This window comes from Coprococcus phoceensis (assembly GCF_900104635.1).
GTDB classification, from domain to species: domain Bacteria; phylum Bacillota; class Clostridia; order Lachnospirales; family Lachnospiraceae; genus Faecalimonas; species Faecalimonas phoceensis.
In genome coordinates, this window is the sequence record NZ_FNWC01000005.1 from 1 (window position 1) to 22,014 (window position 22,014).

Here is a 22,014-nt window from a genome sequence, read left to right on the forward strand (position 1 = left end):
TAATAATTAACTCATTCGAACACAACGAATTAAAAAAATGACCTATTACCAACGCACATCACGCTAGGTGTGTGTAGCAGACATCCATTCCCGTGGATGGAAGCAGTTGGTTATGCTAGAAAGAGCGTATGGTGGATGCCTTGGCACTAAGAGCCGATGAAAGACGTGATAAGCTGCGAAAAGCTTCGGGGAGGAGCAAATATCCTACGATCCGGAGATATCTGAATGGGGAAACCCGGCGGAGCAACCCTCTGTCATCTTAACGCGAATCCATAACGTTAAGAAGGGAACCCGGTGAACTGAAACATCTAAGTAGCCGGAGGAAGAGAAAGAAACATCGATTCTGTGAGTAGCGGCGAGCGAAAGCGGAAGAGCCCAAACCGACCTGCGTGCAGGTCGGGGTTCGGACTGCAAAATTGACGAGCGAGTCTAATGGAAAGGTTTTGGGAAAGCCTGCCAGAGAGGGTGAAAGCCCCGTACATGAAAGACGAGTGAGCATGGCAGTATCCAGAGTACCACGAGACACGAGAAACCTTGTGGGAATGAGCGGGGACCACCCCGTAAGGCTAAATACTCCTTAGTGACCGATAGCGCATAGTACTGTGAAGGAAAGGTGAAAAGGACCCCGGGAGGGGAGTGAAAGAGAACCTGAAACCATATGTTTACAAGCTGTGGAAGAGCTTTACATGCTCAACCGCGTACTTTTTGTAGAACGGTCCGGCGAGTTGCGCTGGCTGGCGAGGTTAAGGACTGAAGGTCCGGAGCCGAAGGGAAACCAAGTCTGAATAGGGCGAATATAGTCAGTCGGAGCAGACCCGAAACCGGGTGATCTACCCATGTCCAGGTTGAAGTTGCCGTAAAAGGCAATGGAGGACCGAACGCACATCCGTTGAAAAGGGTGGCGATGAGGTGTGGGTAGGGGAGAAATTCCAATCGAACCCGGAGATAGCTGGTTCTCCTCGAAATAGCTTTAGGGCTAGCCTCATACGAGTCTTGCGGAGGTAGAGCACTGAATTTCCTAGGGGGCGTCAAAGCTTACCGAAGAATATCAAACTCCGAATGCCGCGTAGATGATGTATGGGAGTCAGACTATACGAGATAAGTTGGATAGTCGAAAGGGAAAGAGCCCAGACCACCGGCTAAGGTCCCAAAATGTGTGTTAAGTGGAAAAGGATGTGGGATTTCGAAGACAACCAGGATGTTGGCTTAGAAGCAGCCATACATTAAAAGAGTGCGTAATAGCTCACTGGTCGAGAGGTCCTGCGCCGAAAATGTCCGGGGCTGAAACACACTACCGAAGCCGTGGAATCATCGCAAGATGATTGGTAGAGGAGCATTCTTAAAGAGAAGAAGCTGTACCGGAAGGAGCAGTGGATTTTTAAGAAGAGAGAATGCCGGAATGAGTAGCGAGAGGAAGGTGAGAATCCTTCCGGCCGAATATCTAAGGTTTCCAGAGTAAAGCTGATCTGCTCTGGGTAAGTCGGGGCCTAAGGCGAGGTCGAAAGACGTAGTCGATGGATAACAGGTTGAAATTCCTGTACTATGATATGACAGAACTGTGGGGACACGTGTGGAAAGCGGAAGCCGGGAATGGAAAGACCGGTGCAAGCAAGGTAGGAGACTGGTTGGCAAATCCGCCAGTCAATCTGAAGATGTGATGCGTACTGAAATATAAGTAAGGAAGTCCGTGAGCCATGCGTCAAGAAAAGCCGCTATTGTTCATATCGTACCCGTACCGTAAACCGACACAGGTGGATGAGGAGAGAATCCTAAGGCCGACGGGAGAAGCATTGTTAAGGAACTCGGCAAAATGACTCCGTAACTTCGGGAGAAGGAGTGCCAGTGAGAGCTGGCCGCAGAGAATTGGCCCAAGCAACTGTTTAGCAAAAACACAGGTCTATGCAAAACCGAAAGGTGAAGTATATGGGCTGACGCCTGCCCGGTGCTGGAAGGTTAAGGGGAGAGGTTAGCAGTAATGCGAAGCTTTGAACTTAAGCCCCAGTAAACGGCGGCCGTAACTATAACGGTCCTAAGGTAGCGAAATTCCTTGTCGGGTAAGTTCCGACCCGCACGAAAGGCGTAATGATTTGGGCACTGTCTCGACAATGCACCCGGTGAAATTGAAATACCAGTGAAGATGCTGGTTACCTGCGCCAGGACGGAAAGACCCCATGGAGCTTTACTCCAGCTTGATACTGGGATTCGATATTGCATGTACAGGATAGGTGGGAGACTAGGAAGCGGTGACGCCAGTTGCCGCAGAGTCGCTGTTGGGATACCACCCTTGCAGTATTGGATTTCTAACCAGCAGCCGTGAACCGGCTGGGGGACAATGTCAGGTGGGGAGTTTGACTGGGGCGGTCGCCTCCGAAAGGGTATCGGAGGCGCTCAAAGGTTCCCTCAGAATGGTTGGAAACCATTCGAAGAGTGCAAAGGCAGAAGGGAGCTTGACTGCGACACCGACGGGTGGAGCAGGTACGAAAGTAGGACTTAGTGATCCGGTGGTATAAAGTGGGATTGCCATCGCTCAACGGATAAAAGCTACCCTGGGGATAACAGGCTTATCACTCCCAAGAGTTCACATCGACGGAGTGGTTTGGCACCTCGATGTCGGCTCATCGCATCCTGGGGCTGGAGTAGGTCCCAAGGGTTGGGCTGTTCGCCCATTAAAGCGGTACGCGAGCTGGGTTCAGAACGTCGTGAGACAGTTCGGTCCCTATCCGGCGTGGGCGTAGGATATTTGAGAGGAGCTGACCTTAGTACGAGAGGACCGGGTTGGACTGGCCGCTGGTGAATCTGTTGTTCTACCAAGAGCATGGCAGAGTAGCCAAGCCGGGAAGGGATAAACGCTGAAGGCATCTAAGCGTGAAGCCCCCCTCAAGATGAGATATCCCATAACGTCAAGTTAGTAAGACCCCTTGAAGACGACAAGGTAGATAGGACAGAGGTGGAAGTGCAGTAATGTATGTAGCTGACTGTTACTAATCGGTCGAGGGCATAACCAAAAGGTGATAGGAACAAGAAGGATGAAGAGAAAGCTTATCAAAGTGGATTGTATGTGATTTTGAAGGTATATAAAGTGAAGCATCTGGAGATTATTTCCAGATGTTTTTTAGTTTTATAATAAATTGCCTTCTATGCAATTAAAAATATTTATTTCCGGAGGAGAATAGTTGATGAAAAATCAATATCATAAAACAATCTATGCATGCTTTTTGGGGTATATTGTACAAGCGATTGTCAATAATTTTGTTCCGCTGTTATTTTTAACTTTTGAGGAAACCTATCAAATACCATTGTCCAGGATTACACTCCTTGTGACGATTAATTTTGCAGTACAGCTATTGGTGGATTTACTGGCAATTGGATTCGTGGATCGCATTGGATACCGGGTGTCGATTTTAATAGCACATATTTTTTCAGCAGGTGGAGTATTGCTGTTAACAGTATTGCCGGATAGGTGTTCAGAGCCATTTGTAGGTCTTTTGATTGCAGTGATAATCTACGCGACAGGAGGAGGTCTCTTGGAAGTTTTGGTAAGTCCAATAATAGAGTCGTGCCCAACAGACAATAAGGAGGCAGCAATGAGCCTTTTACATTCATTTTATTGTTGGGGACATGTTGGAGTTGTATTTCTTTCCACTGTCTTTTTTGCTGTTTTTGGAATTGACAACTGGAAAATCATGGCGATAATATGGGCATGTATTCCATTGGCGAATACAATTTTGTTTGCAAAAGTCCCAATTGCACCATTGATAGGAGAAGGAGAGAAGGGACTTACGATAAAAGAGTTATGCTCAAAGAAACTATTTTGGCTATTTCTTTTAATGATGATATGTGCCGGAGCGAGTGAACAAGCTGTTAGTCAATGGGCATCTACATTTGCGGAAAAAGGTTTGGGTGTAAGCAAAACAATCGGAGATCTGGCAGGACCGATGTTCTTTGCAATCTGTATGGGACTTTCCAGAGCATATTATGGAAAATTTGGAGAAAAAATAAATTTGCAGCGTTTTATGATTGGAAGCAGCATGCTATGTGTGGTTTCTTATCTTGGAATCGTATTTTTTACGATACCGGCGTTGGGGCTTATTTCTTGTGGAATTGCCGGATTATCTGTAGGAATTATGTGGCCGGGAACGTTTAGTATGGCATCAGCGTCCATAAAGAGAGGTGGAACAGCGATGTTTGCGCTGATGGCGCTTGCAGGAGATCTTGGATGCGCAGGAGGTCCGACCGTCGTAGGAATGGTTTCCGGTCATTTTGCAGATAATTTGCAGATGGGAACTTTGGCGGCAATTGTATTTCCGGTGATATTATGTGTGGGATTAGCATATACAAAGAAAGTACGAAATGTGTGATTGTGGAGGGATATGTAATTATCTCTCCACAATTTTTGAATTTGGTGGAAATAAAAATGTTTCAATAGAGAAAAAAGGAACGTTTAAGCAGCGCTCTTCTAACAGCTTTTGAAACACTTCCATGAAAATGCCAGAGTGTTTTACTTTTCTGAGCGTCTGGATAGATTCAGTTAAATCAGGAATGCCAGTTAATTCTCCACCCCAATCGCCGTCGTAGGTCGAATGAACACCGCAGCTCGGACTTCCGTCGATTCCAACGATTCCTAAGAGTTCAAAACGTTCTGGGGAAGAAAGATATTCTTCAATCTGCATGAGAACTGGTTCCAGCATACGTTCTGTCTCTTTACGGAAAAAAGGAGTGTCGAACTGAGAGACAGCATGCCCCCAGCGATTACTGCCATATAAGAGAAATTCAGGGCATGGGAGTTGGATGAGTTCAATGTCACTGTCTAATATTTGTTTTAAGAAGGCTCTTTTGGAAATTCGTTCAGATTGTTGAGCTTCTAAATTTTGATGTTTTAATTTTGCCGCATCGTTCAAAAAACAATGGCTGACAAATAAAATTTTTTGTCTCATAAAATAAATCCTCCGCTTTATATTATAGATATTGTATCATTTTTTTTAAGAAAAGGTTATAGAAAAATATAATATACATATAAAAATATTCAATTTTTCAAAAAGTTGATGTGTTGATAAAATAGTCTTAGATGTATTTAAAGGAGGAGAAAAGAGAGATGAACAAAGAAATTTCAGGGACAACAAGACTTGTGTTGTGTGGTCTCGCAATTGCACTGAATATAGTGCTTGGAATCGTGACGGCAGCGTTGAAATTCCCATTTTATCTGGATGTGATGGGGACGATATTCATTGCAATTTATTTTGGACCGTGGTATGGAGCAGTTGTTGGAGCGTTGACTAATATTTTGACAAGCCTTTTTAGCGGTTCGTTTACCGGAATGCCATTTATGTTAGTGAGTATTGTGGTAGCGTTGATTGTCGGCTTTGTATTCCGTAAAGTGAAATTTAATTTTGTAACGGCGTTGGTTGTTGGAATCATTACAGGAATTGCAGCGCCGGTTGTGGGGACACCGATTGGGATTGCAGTTTATGGAGGACTGACAGGTACGATATCTGATGTGGCGGTAATGTTCTTAAAACAGAGTGGAGCAGGTATTTTTGCGGCATCATTTATACCGAAGTTATTCAATAATTTACTTGATAAAATCGGTTCTATTTTGATTGTATATTTGGTAGTGTTATCATTGCCGGGAAATTTGAAACCAAAATGTTTCGGTAAAAATAAGAGATAGTTTATAAAAGAAGAATAAATGCGCATTATCAGCAGGAGTGAGAAGTAGTCACTCCTGCTTTTGTTAATTAGATATTTAATTAAATTTTGACAAAAAATATAAAAAAAATGTTAAATAGAAGGATTTTCATTGACATTTTTAGTGAATACTAATAATATAACGGTTAGACATCTAACTAATTTGGAAAGGAGAAGAAAGGGATGGAGAATAATACACAGTTGCTGGTGAACCAAGTACTGCATCTGTATATTCAAAGAAGTATGCACTTACTGCGGGACTTGAAAATACATCCTGGGCAATGCGGCATGTTGTGGGGATTAAGCCAAAATGACGGACTTTCACAAAAGGAACTTGCATCTAAAATGGGGATTACGCCACCGTCTATTACGGTGATGATCCGAAAGATGGAAGCGGAAGATCTGATTGAAAAGCATCAGGATGAGAAGGATCAAAGAATTACCCGTATTTATATTACAGAAAAGGGAAGAAAAATCGCAGAGAATATGGATGATGCTTTGCATCAGCTTGAGAAAGAGGCATTTGCAAATATGAGCGAGCAGGAGATTATGCTGCTTCACAGATTGCTATTGCAAATGAAAGAGAACCTTATAAAAGGCGAGAAAGACTAGAAAGGGGAAGACAAAACGATGGGAAAATTATTTAAATTTTTGAAGCCACGTGTAGGTGCGGTGCTTGCAATTGTTGCAGTGCTGATCATTCAGGCATATTGTGATCTGTCGCTGCCGGGATACACTTCTGATATTGTAAATGTTGGAATCCAACAGGGAGGAATTGATTCGGCAATTCCGGAACAGATTGCAAAAGACGACATGGAAAAGTTATTGCTGTTTGTGTCTAAGGATGATCAGAAAATTGTGATGGATGCCTATACGTTAGATTCTAAGACATATAAAAAAGATGCTTATGTTCTTAAAGACGATATGTTGAAAGATGAAGATAAGGAAGAAAAATTAATTGATATCCTTGGAAAACCAATGCTGTTGGTATCTGGATTTGATTCAGATTCTGAGACGAGCAAACAGATGAAACAGGCAATATTTGCGAATGTGCCTCAGGAGATGCTTACGGAGGATACAACGATATACGATGTACTTTCTATGATGCCAGAGGAACAGAGGCTGCAGATGACGAAGCAGTTAGATGAAAAGATGGAAGAGATGCCGGAGACGATGGTGGAACAGGCAGCCACAATATACATCAAGTCTGCGTATGAAAATCTGGGAATTGATATGGATAAAGTGCAGACAGATTATATGTTTGCAACTGGTGCAAAGATGATCGCACTTGCGTTTTTAGGAATGGCGGCAAGTGTGCTTGTAGGTCTTATGGCATCAAAGGTGGCGGCCGCTACCGGACGAGATTTGAGAAGTGGTGTGTTTAAGAAGGTAGTTGGGTTCTCCAATGGGGAGTTTGATAAATTCTCAACTGCGTCTTTGATCACTAGAAGCACGAATGATATTCAACAGATTCAGATGCTGACGGTAATGATGCTGAGATTGGTGATCTATGCACCGATTCTTGGACTGGGTGGTGTGTTTAAAGTATTCCACACAAATGTATCGATGTCATGGATCATCGCACTTGCAGTAGCTCTGATCTTATGTGTTGTGATTGTATTGTTTGTTGTGGCAATGCCGAAATTCAAGATGTTGCAGAATCTGGTCGACAAATTAAATCTGGTAACAAGAGAAATATTGACAGGACTTTCTGTTATCCGTGCATTTAGCACAGAAAAACATGAAGAAGAACGATTTGATAAGGCGAACAAAGATTTGACAAGAACGAATCTATTTGTAAACAGAGCGATGACATTTATGATGCCAACTATGATGCTCATTATGAATGGAATTTCAGTGCTGATCGTGTGGAGTGGAGCACATGGAATTAATGACGGACAGATGCAGGTAGGAGATATGATGGCATTTATCCAGTACACAATGCAGATTATCATGGCATTCCTAATGATTTGTATGATTTCAATCATGCTCCCAAGAGCAGCTGTTTCCGCAACACGTGTGGATGAGATCCTTACAAGCGAGACTTTGATTCATGATCCAAAAGAACCAAAACAGCTTCCAGAAGATGGAAAAGGTGTTGTGAAATTTGATCATGTGTCATTCCGATATCCGGGGGCAGAAGAAGATGTGCTGCACGATATTAATTTTGTGGCACAACCGGGAGAGACTACAGCATTCATCGGAAGTACCGGAAGTGGAAAATCAACGTTGGTAAATCTGATTCCGAGATTTTATGATGTGACAGAAGGAAGTATCACAATCGATGGAGAGGATATCAGAAACATTACACAGCATGAATTGCGTGATCGTCTTGGATACGTGCCGCAAAAAGGTGTGCTGTTCTCCGGAACGATTGAATCCAATATTTTATATGGGAATCCGGATGGTTCTGAAACTGAGATGAAAGAGGCTGCAGCAATTGCACAGGCAAGTGATTTCATCGAAGAAAAGAACAAAAAATATGAAAGCAGAATCGCACAGGGTGGTGCAAATGTATCAGGTGGACAGAAACAGCGTCTGTCAATCGCGCGTGCCATTGCAAAACAGCCGGATGTGTTTATTTTCGATGACAGCTTTTCAGCATTGGATTATAAGACAGATGTGGCACTTCGAAAGGCTCTGAAGGAGCATACAACAGACAGTGTCGTCCTGATTGTAGCACAGCGAATCAGTACAATTTTGCATGCAGAGCAGATTATTGTATTAGATGAAGGAAAAGTAGTAGGAAGAGGAACGCATGAAGAACTTCTGAAAACTTGTGAAGTATATCAGCAGATCGCAATGTCTCAGCTATCAGAAGAAGAACTTGCAGGAAAACTCGGAAAGGAGGAGAAGAGTCATGAGTAAAAGGCAGGGAGGCCCTATGGGCGGAGGTCCACACGGAGGAATGGGAGCCGGAGAAAAGGCAAAAGATTTCAAAGGAACAATCAAGAAATTGATGAAATATCTTTCCGAATATAAAATTGGATTGATTTTTGTTCTCCTTTTTGCAATCGGAAGTACGATTTTTAATATCGCGGGACCGAAAATTTTGGGAAAAGCGACAACAGAGATTTTTACAGGACTTGTGGGAAAAGTATCCGGAAGCTCCGGAATTGATTTTGAAAAAATCGCACATATTTTGATTTTCCTGATGTGCCTGTATGTAACAAGTGCAATATTTTCATTCATTCAGGGATATATTATGACGGGTGTGTCACAGAAGCTGACGTATCGCCTTCGAAAAGAGATTTCAGAGAAAATCAATCGTATGCCGATGAACTATTTTGATACAAGGACACATGGAGAAGTATTGTCACGTGTGACAAACGATATTGATACACTAAGCCAGAGTTTGAACCAAAGTGCAACTCAGATCATTACTTCTTTTACAACAATTATCGGTGTTTTGATCATGATGCTGAGCATCAGTCCTCTGATGACCCTTGTGGCACTTTTGATCCTTCCGATTTCGCTTGGATTGATTTCGACAATCGTAAAGCGATCACAGAGACACTTTAAAAACCAGCAGGAATATCTGGGACATGTGAATGGTCAGGTAGAAGAAGTTTATGGCGGGCATAATATTGTAAAGGCATTTAATAAGGAAGCAGATGTCATCAAAGAGTTTGATGAGACAAATGAGATCCTGTATCAGTCAGCATGGAAATCACAGTTTTTCTCAGGAATGATGATGCCGATCATGCAGTTTGTGGGAAATCTTGGATATGTTGCAGTTGCAATCTTAGGAGGATACCTTGCAATTAAGAAAACGATTGAAGTCGGAGATATCCAGTCTTTTATCCAGTATGTAAGAAACTTTACACAACCAATTACGCAGGTAGCTCAGGTTGCCAATATGCTGCAGTCGACAGCAGCCGCTTCGGAAAGAGTGTTTGAATTCCTGGAAGAAGAGGAGGAAGATCAATTTGCGCAAAATCCAGTGTCAGTAGAGGGACTGGAAGGAAATGTGGAGTTTGATCATGTTCATTTCGGATATAATGCGGATAAGATTATTATCAATGATTTTTCAGCGAAGGTAAAACAGGGACAGAAAATTGCGATTGTTGGACCGACCGGAGCAGGAAAGACGACGATGATCAAATTGCTGATGCGTTTCTATGACGTAAACAGCGGTGCGATTCTGATTGACGGACATAACCTGAAAGATTTCAATCGAGGTGAACTTCGTCAGATGTTTGGAATGGTTCTTCAGGACACATGGTTATTCCATGGAAGTATCAAGGAAAATATCCGGTATGGAAAATTGGATGCGACAGACGAGGAAGTTATTGAGGCAGCAAAAGCGGCTCATGTACATCGATTTGTGCAGACTCTTCCGAACGGCTATGATATGGAACTGAATGAGGAGGCAAGCAATGTTTCTCAGGGACAGAAGCAGCTTTTGACGATTGCGAGAGCGATTCTTGCAGATCCGAAGATTTTGATTTTGGATGAGGCGACAAGTTCGGTAGATACGCGAACTGAAGTGCGGATTCAAAAAGCAATGGATAACCTCATGCGAGGAAGAACAAGTTTTATCATTGCGCACAGATTGTCTACGATTCGTGATGCGGATCTGATTCTTGTGATGAAAGACGGTGATATTATCGAGCAGGGAAATCACGAGGAATTGCTGAAACAAAATGGATTTTATGCAGAACTTTATAATTCACAGTTTGAAAAAACGAGTGCATAAATAAAAAAGAAGACGAGGGAAATGGAAGATTTCTCTCGTCTTACTTTTTATAAAATTAGTGATAAATTCGTTTGTTTTCATACTTTGCTTCTGAAGTGAGTTGAACGTTCAAACGTTTAAATTGCTTGATGTCCACAGAAGAAAGCATTACAGAAGTGTGAGCCTGACATCCACTTAACTTAGGAATCTGTTCCAAAGCAAGTTTTGCGTTGTCATCTGTAGCAGCACAGATAGAAAGCGCAATCAGAATTTCATCTGTGTGAAGTCTTGGATTGATACTTCCAAGGTATTCTGTCTTTAACTTTTGAATCGGTTCAATTACACTTGGTGAAATCAAGTGTAATTCGTCATTCAATCCGGCAAGATTTTTTAGGGCATTCAAAAGCAGTGCTGAGGATGCACCGAGAAGACAGGAAGTCTTTCCAGTGATAATCTGTCCGTTTGGAAGTTCCATAGCAGCAGCAGGACCATTCGTTTCTTCGGCACGTTTGAGCGCGGCATCCACCACTTTTCTGTCTTCCACTGTGATATGAGCCTGTTTCATCAGAAGTTCAATCTTGAATGCTTCTTCCTCCTGTGCAGTTCCTTCCGCCAATCCATTTAATGCAGCGTAATAACGGCGGATAATCTCCTGATTGGAAGCTTCGCGGCAAGCGTCATCATCACAGATGCAATTTCCAGCCATGTTAACGCCCATATCTGTTGGAGACTTATAAGGATTTTCTCCGTAAATTCGTTCGAAAATAGCATCTAGAACTGGGAAAATCTCAACGTCACGATTATAGTTGACTGTTGTGACTCCGTAGGCATCCAAGTGGAACGGGTCGATCATGTTCACATCATTTAAGTCAGCTGTTGCAGCCTCATAAGCAAGGTTCACAGGATGCTTTAGCGGAATATTCCAAATTGGGAACGTCTCAAATTTTGCATATCCGGCGCGGATCCCTCTCTTATGTTCGTGATACAACTGTGAAAGGCAAGTTGCCATCTTACCGCTTCCAGGACCAGGTGCAGTGATGATGACAAGTGGTCTGGATGTCTCAATATAATCATTCTTTCCATAACCTTCATCACTTACGATCAACGGAATATTAGATGGATATCCTTCGATGGAGTAGTGTGTATACACTTTGATTCCAAGTTTTTCCAAACGAGCTTTGAATAAATTTGCACTTCCCTGACCGGAATATTGTGTGATTACGACACTTCCGACAAACAATCCTTTTTCTTTAAAAGAGTCCATCAGTCTCAAGACATCTGAATCGTATGTGATTCCAAGGTCTCCGCGGACTTTATTCTTTTCAATGTCTCCGGCACTGATTACAATTACGATCTCCGCCTGATCTGACAGCTGCATCAATAATCGGAGTTTGCTGTCGGGAGCAAATCCAGGTAATACGCGGGCAGCATGATAATCGTCAAATAATTTTCCGCCAAACTCCAAATAAAGTTTGTTATCAAAGTGATTAATCCGTTCTCGAATATGTTCCGACTGCATTTTTAAATACTTTTCGTTATCAAATCCAATTTTCATAAGTAATCCATCCCTCTATTAAAAGTTTTTCCTACATTGTTCAATGGCATAATAAATGCACTAGGATAGTATACTACAAAATAGATTATTTTACAAAAGTTTTAGAAAAGTATTTGCGTATTTCATAATGTTTTTATTGATTTATAGAAAAGCAGTACTTATAATAAAGAAGATAGAGATTAGGAGGATAAAGATGGATAATAACCAGAACAATAATAAAAATCCTAAGAACAATAAACAGAATTGGAGTATTATTATCATTACGACTCTGGTAACTGTATTTTTGGTATTAGGACTATACTCATTTATGCAGAAGACGACATCGAAGGAGATTAGTTACAGTGAGTTCCTGAAGATGCTAGATGACAAGAAAATTGAAGAAGTTGTATTTGATACGAATCAGCTGATCATCACACCGAAGACAGAAAAGAAAAATGGTCTGCCGCAGGTAAAGGTGACATATTACACCGGTTACACCGGAAGTATGGAGGACAGTAAGCTGGTTGACCGTTTAGAAAAGGCGGATGTGAGATTCGGTGAAAAAATTCCGGACTCTACAAGTGCCGTTTTACTGAACATATTTGTGACATTGATCCTTCCGTTTGTATTGATTTTTGTCGTTTTGAATTATCTCATGAAGAAGATGGCAAAAGGCGGCGGAATGATGGGAGTTGGAAAGAGCAATGCCAAGATGTATGTGGAGAAGCAGACAGGGGTTACATTTAAAGATGTTGCCGGGCAGGATGAAGCGAAAGAATCTCTTCAGGAAGTTGTGGATTTCCTGCATAATCCGGGAAAATATACAGGAATTGGAGCCAAGCTTCCAAAAGGTGCACTATTAGTAGGACCTCCGGGAACAGGTAAGACATTGCTTGCAAAAGCGGTAGCGGGAGAAGCAAAAGTACCATTTTTCTCATTGTCTGGTTCGGCATTTGTAGAGATGTACGTCGGGGTCGGTGCATCGAGAGTGCGAGATTTGTTCAAGCAGGCACAGTCGATGGCTCCATGTATCATTTTTATTGATGAGATTGATGCAATAGGAAAAAGCCGTGATAACAGTATGGGAAGCAATGACGAGCGTGAACAGACGCTGAATCAGCTGTTAGCTGAGATGGATGGATTTGATACGGATAAGGGATTGCTTTTGCTGGCAGCAACAAACAGACCAGAGATTTTGGATCCGGCACTTTTGAGACCGGGACGTTTTGACAGAAGAATTATTGTGGATAAGCCGGATTTAAAGGGGCGTATTGATGTATTAAAAGTACATGCAAAAGATGTAAAGATGGATGAGACAGTAGATTTGGAGGCAATTGCGCTAGCAACTTCAGGAGCAGTTGGTTCAGATTTAGCAAATATGATCAATGAGGCTGCCATCAATGCAGTCAAGAATGGCCGAAATGTTGTATCGCAGGCAGATTTATTTGAAGCGGTGGAAGTAGTTCTTGTCGGTAAGGAGAAAAAGGATCGCATTATGAATGCAGAAGAAAGAAGAATCGTCTCTTACCACGAGGTAGGACATGCGCTTGTGAGTGCTCTGCAAAAAGATTCTGAGCCAGTGCAGAAGATTACCATTGTGCCAAGGACAATGGGAGCTCTTGGTTATGTTATGCATACACCGGAAGAAGAAAAGTTCCTGAATACAAAGAAAGAACTGGAAGCGATGATTGTCGGTATGCTTGGAGGTCGTGCGGCAGAAGAGATTGTTTTCGACACAGTGACAACAGGTGCATCGAATGATATTGAACAGGCTACAAAGGTAGCAAGAGCGATGATCACTCAATATGGTATGTCAGAGCGGTTCGGATTGATGGGATTGGAATCTATCCAGAACAGATATCTGGACGGTCGTGCAGTATTGAATTGCGGTGAGGCAACTGCAGCAGAGATCGATCAGGAAGTTATGAAGATGTTAAAAGCAGCTTATGAAGAAGCAAAACGTCTTTTGACGGAGAACAGAGAAGCGCTAGATAAGATTGCTGCATTTTTGATTGAGAAAGAGACAATCACAGGAAAAGAATTCATGAAGATTTTCCATGAAGTACAAGGCATTGAAATGGAAGAGGAAGAGACTTCAAAAGAGGACGTTTTAAAAGAAGAGACGGTACAAGAGGAAAAGAAAGAAGCGATAGCAGTTGTAGAAGAAAGTGAATTTGCAGAAGCAGCACAAGAGCATCATGATAATGAAGAGTAGAAAATGAGGTGGATTTCCACCTCATTTTCTGTTACATATTTATAGAAATTTCCTATGAGGATTATAAGATAAAGCAATTAGACCGTAAATTACCGATATGCTACAATTTTTATATGAGAACAAAGAAAGGGGGATTTGAAAATGAACTTTTCAGATTCAAAGAAAAAATTAGCATTGGCCGGTGCGTTATGCGGTGTGATTGCAGCGGTGCTAGCCTATTTTGGTAATCCGGCAAATATGGCAATCTGTGTTGCCTGTTTTATTCGAGACACAGCAGGTGCATTGAAGATGCATCAGGCAGCGGTTGTACAGTATGCAAGACCTGAGATTATCGGGATTGTGGTAGGTGCATTTGTGATTTCAGCGGCTACAAAAGAATATCGTTCTACAGCAGGATCATCTCCGATGACACGTTTTGTCCTCGGAATTGCTATCATGATTGGGTCATTGGTATTTTTAGGATGTCCGCTTCGAATGGTACTTCGTATGTCGGCAGGGGATTTGAATGCGTATGTGGCATTGATTGGATTTATTCTTGGAATTGCAACTGGGATTGTTGCATTGAAAAAAGGTTTCAGCCTTGGAAGGGCACATGAAACGAACAAGATGAGCGGAGCAGTGCTGCCGGTACTTATGGTGGGAATTTTGATTCTTGCAGTCGGAACAACGCTTCTGGCGTCCAGCACAGAGGGACCGGGAAGTAAACATGCGCCGATTGTAATCGCATTGATTGGCGGATTGTTATTTGGCGCATTTGCCCAAAAGTCAAGAATGTGTTTTGCAGGAAGTATTCGAGATGTCATTCTTATGAAAAATTTTGATCTGTTATCGGTGATTGGTGGCTTATTTGTTGTAATGTTAATTTATAATATCGCAACAGGAAATTTTATTTTAGGTTTTGACACACCTGGAATTATCGCACACTCAGAACATTTATGGAATATTCTGGGAATGTATACGGTGGGTTTTGCAGCAACTTTGGCGGGTGGCTGTCCGCTTCGTCAGCTTGTTCTTGCAGGGCAGGGATCATCTGATGCAGGAATGACTGTAATCGGAATGTTTGTAGGAGCAGCTCTTTGCCACAATCTGGGACTTGCTTCAAGCGGAACAGCAGCAGATGCAGAAGGAGTTATCACAGCTGGAGCAGCAACACCTGCAGGAAAAGTGGCATGTATCATTTGTATTGTCGTATTATTTATCATTGCATTTGTGGGCAATAAAAGAAAAACAGCGTAGATATCTTGGAAAAGAGAAAGAAGGAAATGAAATATGTATGAAGTAGATGCAAGAGGATTGTCTTGTCCGGAGCCGCTGATGCTGACTGCGGAGGCATTAAAGAAACAGAAAGGGCAGATAAAAGTTTTGGTGAGTGAGCCACACCAGAGAACGAATGTAGAGAAATTTGCCAAAGATCATGGGAAAAAGGTAAGTACAAAAGAAGTAGGCTCGGAATTTGAGATTGTGATAGGTTAGTTTAAAAGAAAGCGGGTTTTATTGAGGGTACAGGAAATGTAGCGTTTCCTGTACCCTTAATCTATGCTATAATGGAAAAAACGAAAAAAGATGGAGTAAAAAGATGTTTGACATAGAAGAAGAATTGAAAAAACTTCCGGCAAAACCGGGGGTATATCTGATGCATGATGAAAAAGACCACATTATCTATGTGGGAAAAGCAATCAGTTTGAAGAATCGGGTACGTCAGTATTTTCAGACAAGCAGAAACAAAGGGGCAAAGATTGAGCAGATGGTGACTCATATACGTCGTTTTGAGTATATTGTGACAGATTCGGAATTGGAAGCACTTGTACTGGAATGTAATTTGATCAAAGAGCACCGCCCAAAGTATAATACGATGTTGATGGATGACAAAGGTTACCCCTTTATTAAGGTGACGGTGAACGAACCATTTCCGCGTATTATGATGGCGAGGACGATGAAAAAGGACAAAGCAAAATATTTTGGCCCTTATACAAGTGCGGGTGCAGTGAAAGATACGATTGAGCTGATTCGGAAGCTTTATCATATCAGAAGCTGCAATCGAAATCTTCCCAAAGATATCGGAAAAGACCGACCGTGTCTTAACTATCATATCAAGCAGTGCAAAGCGCCTTGTCAGGGATATATTTCGGAAGAACAGTATCGGGAATCCATCCATGAGGTGATTCGGTTTTTAAATGGGCATTATGATGTGATTTTAAAAGATTTGGAAGAAAAAATGTTGGAAGCTTCTGAGAAGATGGAGTTTGAAAAAGCGATCGAATACCGGGAATTACTTGGAAGTGTAAAGAAGATTGCACAGAAACAAAAGATTACAGATAGCAGTGGGGAAGATCGGGATATTCTTGCAGTGGCAAAAGATGCAGAGGATGCGGTCGTACAAATCTTTTTTATCCGAGGAGGAAGGCTGATTGGGCGAGACCATTTCTTTTTGCGGAATTCTTCGGAAGAATCTAAGGGGCAGATCCTTGAGAGCTTTATCAAACAGTTCTATGCCGGCACACCGTTTATTCCGGCGGAATTGATGATTCAGGAAGAGCTTGAAGAGCGCGAGATATTAGAAGAGTGGCTCTCAAAGAAGCGTGAACACCGTGTGCATATCCGTGTGCCGAAAAAAGGAGAAAAGGAAAAACTGGTAGAGCTTGCGAGAAAGAATGCTGCGTTAGTTTTAAACACGGATAAGGAAAGTCTGAAAAGGGAAGAAGGACGAACAATCGGGGCAGTCAAAGAGATTGAAAAGCTTTTAGATTTGAGTGGTATTGTGCGTATGGAGGCATTTGATATATCGAATACAAATGGATTTGCATCGGTAGGCTCTATGGTTGTATACGAAAAAGGAAAGCCAAAGAGAAATGATTACCGAAAATTTAAAATCAAAGGCGTTCAGGGAGCAGATGACTATGCCAGTATGGAGGAAGTTTTGACAAGGCGTTTTGAGCATGGTCTGAAAGAACGCCAAGATGGGAAAGAGCTTGGAAGTTTTCATGTGTTCCCGGACTTGATCATGATGGATGGGGGAAAAGGTCAGGTAAATGTCGCACTTGCAGTGCTTGACAAATTACATCTGCAGATTCCGGTGTGTGGTATGGTGAAAGATGATAACCACCGTACGAGAGGACTTTACTATAATAATATTGAGATCCCAATTGACCGGAATTCAGAAGGGTTTAAGCTGATCACGAGAATACAGGATGAGGCGCACAGATTTGCGATTGAGTTTCATAGGAAGCTTAGAAGTCAGGGACAGGTGCATTCGATTTTGGATGATATTCCTGGAATCGGGCAGGCAAGGAGAAAAGCGTTGATGAAGCATTTTATGAATCTTGATGCGATCAAGAACGCAAGTGTAGAGGAATTAAAAAATTTACCTTCTATGAATGAAAAGTCTGCAAAGGACGTATACAACTTTTTTCATTAATGTTATACTAGAAAAAGAGTAATAAAAAGTAGGAAAGGAAGAGAAACATGTCAGGAGTAAAAATGAGTGAGATGGTGGAAAAGATGAATTTGAAAAATCTGACACCAGATATTGATATGACAGAAAAATGTCTTACAGTGCCGGATATCAACCGTCCGGCTTTGCAGTTGACGGGATACTTTGATCACTTTGATTCAGAGCGTGTGCAGGTAATCGGATATGTCGAATATACTTATTTGCAGACACTGCCGATAGAACAGAAAAAGAAGATATACAAACAGCTTTTATCTTATAAAATTCCTTGCCTTGTGTTTACAACAGAGATTTTCCCGGATGAGGAGTTGTTAAAGCAGGCAAATGAGACTGATACCCCTGTATTCTCCACAGAGCAGAAGACATCACCGTTTCAGGCTGAGTTGATTCGCTGGCTGAATGTGGAATTGGCGCCTTGTATTTCTATCCACGGTGTTTTAGTGGATGTGTACGGTGTTGGCGTTCTTATTATGGGGGAAAGCGGTATCGGCAAGAGTGAAGCAGCGCTGGAATTAATAAAAAGAGGACATCGTCTTGTTACAGATGACGTAGTCGAGATCAGAAGAGTCAGTGATGATACACTCGTCGGCTCGGCGCCTGATATTACGAAACATTTAATTGAACTTCGTGGTATCGGTATTGTGGATGTGAAGACGCTATTTGGTGTACAAAGTGTAAGGGAGACACAGGCGATCGATCTTGTGATTACACTGGAAGACTGGAACAAAGAAAAAGAATATGACAGACTTGGGCTGGAAGAAGAATACACGGAATTTTTGGGAAATAAAGTTGTGTGCCATTCGATTCCGATTCGTCCGGGACGTAACCTTGCCATTATCGTAGAATCTGCTTCTGTTAACCACAGACAGAAACAGATGGGTTACAATGCAGCACAGGAATTATACAGACGTGTACAGGAAAGTTTGACAAGAAAGTAGGAGAAAAAGAAAGATGAATTATTGTTTTGGAGTAGATATTGGTGGAACAACTATAAAAATGGGAATTTTTAAATTCGATGGAGAGAGTGTGGACAAGTGGGAGATCAAAACGAGAACAGAGAACAAGGGCTCAGCAATTCTCCCTGATGTAGCATATTCTGTTGCAGAGAAATTAAAAGAGCATGCAATTCCGAAAGAAGCTGTTTTAGGAATTGGTGTGGGAGTACCGGCACCGGTATCAGAAGATGGAATTGTCAATGGTACAGCAAACCTTGGATGGGAATATAAAGAGGTAAAACATGAGCTTGAGGAATTGACAGGAATCAAAGTAAAAGTTGGCAATGATGCGAATGTGGCAGCACTCGGTGAGATGTGGAAAGGCGGCGGTCTCGGACAGAAAAATATTGTGATGGTGACACTTGGGACAGGTGTTGGCGGTGGAATTATCATTGACGGTCAGATTTTGACAGGTGCCGGTGGCGCCGGTGGAGAGATTGGACACATCTGCGTGAATTATGAAGAGACAGAGCAATGTGGATGTGGAAATCGTGGATGTCTGGAGCAATATGCATCTGCGACAGGGATTGTGCGTCTTGCAAAGAAAAAATTGGAGGCAGGTGCAGCAGATACAGTATTAAATGCAGAGAATGTGACAGCAAAAGATGTGTTTGACGCGGTGAAAGCAGGAGATCAGGTCGCAATGGAAATTGCAGAAGAATTCGGACGATATCTGGGATATGCGCTGGCAAACATTGCAGCATTGGTAGATCCGGCGGCGATTGTAATCGGAGGCGGTGTATCGAAAGCAGGAGAGATTCTTTTGGACTATGTAGAAAAAGCATATGAGGAAAGAGTGTTCTTTGCAAATAAAAGAGTAAGATTTGCATTGGCACAGCTTGGAAATGATGCAGGTATATTCGGGGCGGCAAAGATGGTATTAAAATAGGAACTATAAAAATAAGACATTGCAGAATGCAATGTCTTATTTTTTAAGGGGTTGGCGGAGTAGGTGGGGTTTCGCTGTCGCTGTTACTGCCACTGTTGCTGCTACTGTCGCCACCGCTTGTATTTCCGCTGCTGTCACTGCTGTTATCAGATGGCGGAGTGGTTGTTCCGCTATTGTTGTCTGTTGTATCGTCAGTTTCACCTGAGGTGTCAGAAGAATTCGCATCTGTATCAGGCTTTTCAACTACGTGTCCAGGACAACTCTGAGTAGGAGCAGTTCCCGGTGCAAAATATTCCGTATAGGCACTGCAGGCTTCACTGCTTGCAAGTTTTCCGGTTTTTGCACAAATCGTCTTTTTCTCAATGGAAGATGGCATCTCGAAATCTTTATACTCATATCCTTCATGAATACGTTCCATAACATTTTTCCAAATCTTCATATGGAAACTTTGGCTAAGACCTTCCATCGGTTTGTTATCATCATAACCCGTCCATACAGAAGCTGTTAAGTATGGAGTGTAGGCAGATAACCAAAGGTCAACGCTGTCTGTTGTAGTACCTGTTTTTCCGGCAACCGGCATGTTAGACATTCTGGCAGCAGTACCAGTACCGTTTGTGATAACACCTTCCATAGCATTTGTGAGTAATGCAGCAGTTGTCTCTTTAATAGCTGTATGTGTCTTTGGTGTTTTTTCAAATAACAGATTTCCGTCATGGTCATAAATCTTTGTGTACAGAACTGGCTCTGTGTAAACACCGCCGTTTGCAATTGCTGCGTAGGCAGCAGTCATCTCGATATTATAAACACCTTTTGAGATACCACCAAGGCAGGCAGCCTGTACGATATCGCTCTTGGAATCTAAAGTAGTCAGGTTAAAGTTTTCAGTCAGATATTTGAATCCAAGTGCAGGTGTGATCTCTGTAAATTTCTTCACCGTACATACGTTAGCTGACTGTTCAATACATTCTCGAATAGTCATATTGCCTTTATAATTGCTTCCCCACCAGTTTTTTACTTCACGACCATTTGAGTAAGAAAATGGAGAATCCTCAATTACAGTTGCAAGTGTATCGCCATGCACATCCAATGCAGGTGCGTATGTGGATAAAATCTTAAAGCAGGAACCAGGCTGTTTATAGGATTGCGTAGCACGGTTCAGGCTTCGGCTCTCGGTCTTTTCTCCACGTCCTCCGACCATTGCTTTGACATGTCCGGTATATTGATCCATAACGACAATAGAAGCCTGTGGCTGAGGGGAAAGTTTTACACGTTTGTCTACGGTATCGCCTTCTGAGGTGATCGCTGCGATGTATTCCTCTACTTTTGCATTCGCCTCTTCCTGCGTCGACTGTGTCAAACAATATTTATCACCGGTTTTCTCATACAGATAATTACGCATCGTATTGTGATCATAATTGTCCTGTGTTCCGTCCGGATGAGTCACAGTGATTGCACAACTGATGCCCCATTCGATATTCGAAGGGTAATTGCTGTCGTCACTGAGTTCTTCCTCACAAATCTTCTGCATCTCAACATTCTGTGTGGTGATGATGCTAAGTCCGCCACTATACACGGCATTGTAGGCCTGTGTTTCTGTATATCCCATCTCGTTCACGAGATCTTCGATAACTTCATCTGCCACAGCATCTATAAAATAGGAGCTGACAGAAGTACTGTCCTCGTATTGGGCATTGGTAGCCTGAATCCGTTCATATACAGGATCGGCAAGCGCCTCATCATACTGTGTCTGATTGATATATCCCTGTTCTTTCATATCATTGAGAACCTTTTCGCGGCGCTCCGCATTCTTGTCAGGGTTAGTGACAGGGTTATATTTTCCAGGGTTCTGTGTGATTGCAGCAATCGTCGCACATTCTGATAAAGTCAGTTCACTGACATCTTTTCCAAAATAACGCTTCGAAGCGGCCTGTACACCGAGGGTATTTTGTCCAAGGTTAATTGTATTCAGATAATTTTCAAGAATTTTACTTTTGGTCATCTGTTTTTCAATTTCCAGAGCCAGATATTGCTCTTGAAGCTTACGTTCTACACGGTCAAAAAACGTATCTTCATTTACGAAATTAGGAAAAACATTGTTCTTTATAAGCTGTTGGGTCAGTGTACTCGCACCTTCCGAAAAATGTCCGGATATAATACCTTTTAATCCGGCTCTTACGATACCTTTCAAATCAATACCGTTATGTTCGTAGAAACGAGAGTCTTCGATTGCAACAAACGCATTCTGCAGATCTTTTGGAATCTCGTCAATTGATTTATAGACACGGTTGGCACCGGCATCTACGAAAGTATCAAGAACGGTTGTCTCATCATCGGCAAGTGCCTGTGTGGTAAACTTAGAAGGTTTTACATCTTCCGGGGTGATATCTGGAGCATCATCAATCATCTTTTTGATGAAAAGTCCGCCGCCGGCGACACATAGTACAATCGCGACAAGACAGGTAAGCAGCATGGCCTTGAAAAGGCGGACACCAGCTCGTTTTTTCTTCATAGCGGCTTTTGAAGTAACATTCTTCTGCCGTTTTGAAGCTTTCTTTTTTCCATAATTCATG

At 42.3% G+C, this 22,014-nt stretch carries 14 protein-coding genes and 1 rRNA gene; 12 read left to right on the plus strand and 3 right to left on the minus strand.

Features of this window, described 5'->3' with window-relative positions:
* Positions 1–108 precede the first annotated feature (108 nt).
* Both BQ5364_RS00130 and BQ5364_RS00135 read left to right on the plus strand, forming a co-directional pair.
* Positions 109–3,005, plus strand: a 23S ribosomal RNA gene (locus BQ5364_RS00130).
* A 171-nt stretch (positions 3,006–3,176) separates the two neighbouring features.
* The gene (locus BQ5364_RS00135; RefSeq protein ID WP_004613609.1) at positions 3,177–4,358 is read left to right on the plus strand and encodes an MFS transporter; all 1,182 of its coding nucleotides are present in this window, start codon (positions 3,177–3,179) and stop codon (positions 4,356–4,358) included.
* An 18-nt stretch (positions 4,359–4,376) separates the two neighbouring features.
* Here the strand turns inward: BQ5364_RS00135 and BQ5364_RS00140 are convergent, their stop codons facing one another.
* Positions 4,377–4,934: a CD3072 family TudS-related putative desulfidase gene (locus BQ5364_RS00140; RefSeq protein WP_071143406.1), complete on the minus strand. Its 558-nt coding sequence runs from the start codon at positions 4,932–4,934 to the stop codon at positions 4,377–4,379.
* A gap of 158 nt (positions 4,935–5,092) precedes the next feature.
* On the opposite strand from BQ5364_RS00140, the gene BQ5364_RS00145 reads away from it, so the two are divergent.
* The 4 genes from BQ5364_RS00145 to BQ5364_RS00160 all read left to right on the plus strand — a co-directional run bounded on the left by BQ5364_RS00145 (position 5,093) and on the right by BQ5364_RS00160 (position 10,384).
* The gene (locus tag BQ5364_RS00145; RefSeq protein ID WP_022249947.1) at positions 5,093–5,668 is read left to right on the plus strand and encodes a CD3073 family putative ECF transporter S component; all 576 of its coding nucleotides are present in this window, start codon (positions 5,093–5,095) and stop codon (positions 5,666–5,668) included.
* Between the two features lie 200 nt (positions 5,669–5,868).
* Entirely contained in the window at positions 5,869–6,297 is a 429-nt protein-coding gene (locus tag BQ5364_RS00150; RefSeq protein WP_004613612.1) for a MarR family winged helix-turn-helix transcriptional regulator, read from the plus strand.
* 18 nt (positions 6,298–6,315) lie between these two features.
* Positions 6,316–8,553 (plus strand): ABC transporter ATP-binding protein, encoded by a 2,238-nt coding sequence (locus tag BQ5364_RS00155; RefSeq protein WP_004613613.1) that lies wholly within the window; start codon positions 6,316–6,318, stop codon positions 8,551–8,553.
* Entirely contained in the window at positions 8,546–10,384 is a 1,839-nt protein-coding gene (locus BQ5364_RS00160) for an ABC transporter ATP-binding protein (RefSeq protein ID WP_004613614.1), read from the plus strand. Before BQ5364_RS00155 ends, BQ5364_RS00160 begins: the two co-directional genes overlap by 8 nt.
* A gap of 55 nt (positions 10,385–10,439) precedes the next feature.
* Here the strand turns inward: BQ5364_RS00160 and BQ5364_RS00165 are convergent, their stop codons facing one another.
* Positions 10,440–11,918 (minus strand): DUF1846 domain-containing protein, encoded by a 1,479-nt coding sequence (locus BQ5364_RS00165; protein ID WP_004613615.1) that lies wholly within the window; start codon positions 11,916–11,918, stop codon positions 10,440–10,442.
* A gap of 193 nt (positions 11,919–12,111) precedes the next feature.
* On the opposite strand from BQ5364_RS00165, the gene ftsH reads away from it, so the two are divergent.
* The 6 genes from ftsH to BQ5364_RS00195 all read left to right on the plus strand — a co-directional run bounded on the left by ftsH (position 12,112) and on the right by BQ5364_RS00195 (position 19,444).
* A complete protein-coding gene (ftsH, locus tag BQ5364_RS00170; RefSeq protein WP_022249949.1) occupies positions 12,112–14,112 on the plus strand; it encodes an ATP-dependent zinc metalloprotease FtsH in 2,001 nt (666 codons plus the stop codon).
* A 141-nt stretch (positions 14,113–14,253) separates the two neighbouring features.
* Positions 14,254–15,348: a YedE family putative selenium transporter gene (yedE, locus tag BQ5364_RS00175; protein ID WP_071143407.1), complete on the plus strand. Its 1,095-nt coding sequence runs from the start codon at positions 14,254–14,256 to the stop codon at positions 15,346–15,348.
* Between the two features lie 33 nt (positions 15,349–15,381).
* Complete coding sequence (locus BQ5364_RS00180; protein WP_071143408.1) at positions 15,382–15,585, plus strand: sulfurtransferase TusA family protein; 204 nt, start codon at positions 15,382–15,384, stop codon at positions 15,583–15,585.
* Between the two features lie 103 nt (positions 15,586–15,688).
* Positions 15,689–17,527 carry an excinuclease ABC subunit UvrC gene (uvrC, locus tag BQ5364_RS00185; protein ID WP_071143409.1) on the plus strand — a complete coding sequence of 613 codons (1,839 nt, stop codon included), beginning with the start codon at positions 15,689–15,691 and terminating at the stop codon, positions 17,525–17,527.
* Positions 17,528–17,574: 47 nt separating this feature from the next.
* On the plus strand, positions 17,575–18,498 hold the full coding sequence (hprK, locus tag BQ5364_RS00190) for an HPr(Ser) kinase/phosphatase (RefSeq protein ID WP_071143410.1): 924 nt from the start codon (positions 17,575–17,577) through the stop codon (positions 18,496–18,498).
* Positions 18,499–18,511: 13 nt separating this feature from the next.
* The gene (locus tag BQ5364_RS00195) at positions 18,512–19,444 is read left to right on the plus strand and encodes an ROK family glucokinase (RefSeq protein WP_071143411.1); all 933 of its coding nucleotides are present in this window, start codon (positions 18,512–18,514) and stop codon (positions 19,442–19,444) included.
* Between the two features lie 43 nt (positions 19,445–19,487).
* Here the strand turns inward: BQ5364_RS00195 and BQ5364_RS00200 are convergent, their stop codons facing one another.
* Positions 19,488–22,013 (minus strand): transglycosylase domain-containing protein, encoded by a 2,526-nt coding sequence (locus BQ5364_RS00200; protein WP_004613623.1) that lies wholly within the window; start codon positions 22,011–22,013, stop codon positions 19,488–19,490.
* Position 22,014: the final 1 nt, after the last annotated feature.

Bases quoted from the DNA above. Each gene is read 5' to 3' on its own strand.
- BQ5364_RS00135 (WP_004613609.1), top strand. From the start codon at position 3,177: ATGAAAAATCAATATCATAAAACAATCTATGCATGCTTTTTGGGGTAT.
- BQ5364_RS00140 (WP_071143406.1), bottom strand. From the start codon at position 4,934: ATGAGACAAAAAATTTTATTTGTCAGCCATTGTTTTTTGAACGATGCG.
- BQ5364_RS00145 (WP_022249947.1), top strand. From the start codon at position 5,093: ATGAACAAAGAAATTTCAGGGACAACAAGACTTGTGTTGTGTGGTCTC.
- BQ5364_RS00150 (WP_004613612.1), top strand. From the start codon at position 5,869: ATGGAGAATAATACACAGTTGCTGGTGAACCAAGTACTGCATCTGTAT.
- BQ5364_RS00155 (WP_004613613.1), top strand. From the start codon at position 6,316: ATGGGAAAATTATTTAAATTTTTGAAGCCACGTGTAGGTGCGGTGCTT.
- BQ5364_RS00160 (WP_004613614.1), top strand. From the start codon at position 8,546: ATGAGTAAAAGGCAGGGAGGCCCTATGGGCGGAGGTCCACACGGAGGA.
- BQ5364_RS00165 (WP_004613615.1), bottom strand. From the start codon at position 11,918: ATGAAAATTGGATTTGATAACGAAAAGTATTTAAAAATGCAGTCGGAA.
- ftsH (WP_022249949.1), top strand. From the start codon at position 12,112: ATGGATAATAACCAGAACAATAATAAAAATCCTAAGAACAATAAACAG.
- yedE (WP_071143407.1), top strand. From the start codon at position 14,254: ATGAACTTTTCAGATTCAAAGAAAAAATTAGCATTGGCCGGTGCGTTA.
- BQ5364_RS00180 (WP_071143408.1), top strand. From the start codon at position 15,382: ATGTATGAAGTAGATGCAAGAGGATTGTCTTGTCCGGAGCCGCTGATG.
- uvrC (WP_071143409.1), top strand. From the start codon at position 15,689: ATGTTTGACATAGAAGAAGAATTGAAAAAACTTCCGGCAAAACCGGGG.
- hprK (WP_071143410.1), top strand. From the start codon at position 17,575: ATGTCAGGAGTAAAAATGAGTGAGATGGTGGAAAAGATGAATTTGAAA.
- BQ5364_RS00195 (WP_071143411.1), top strand. From the start codon at position 18,512: ATGAATTATTGTTTTGGAGTAGATATTGGTGGAACAACTATAAAAATG.
- BQ5364_RS00200 (WP_004613623.1), bottom strand. From the start codon at position 22,013: ATGAATTATGGAAAAAAGAAAGCTTCAAAACGGCAGAAGAATGTTACT.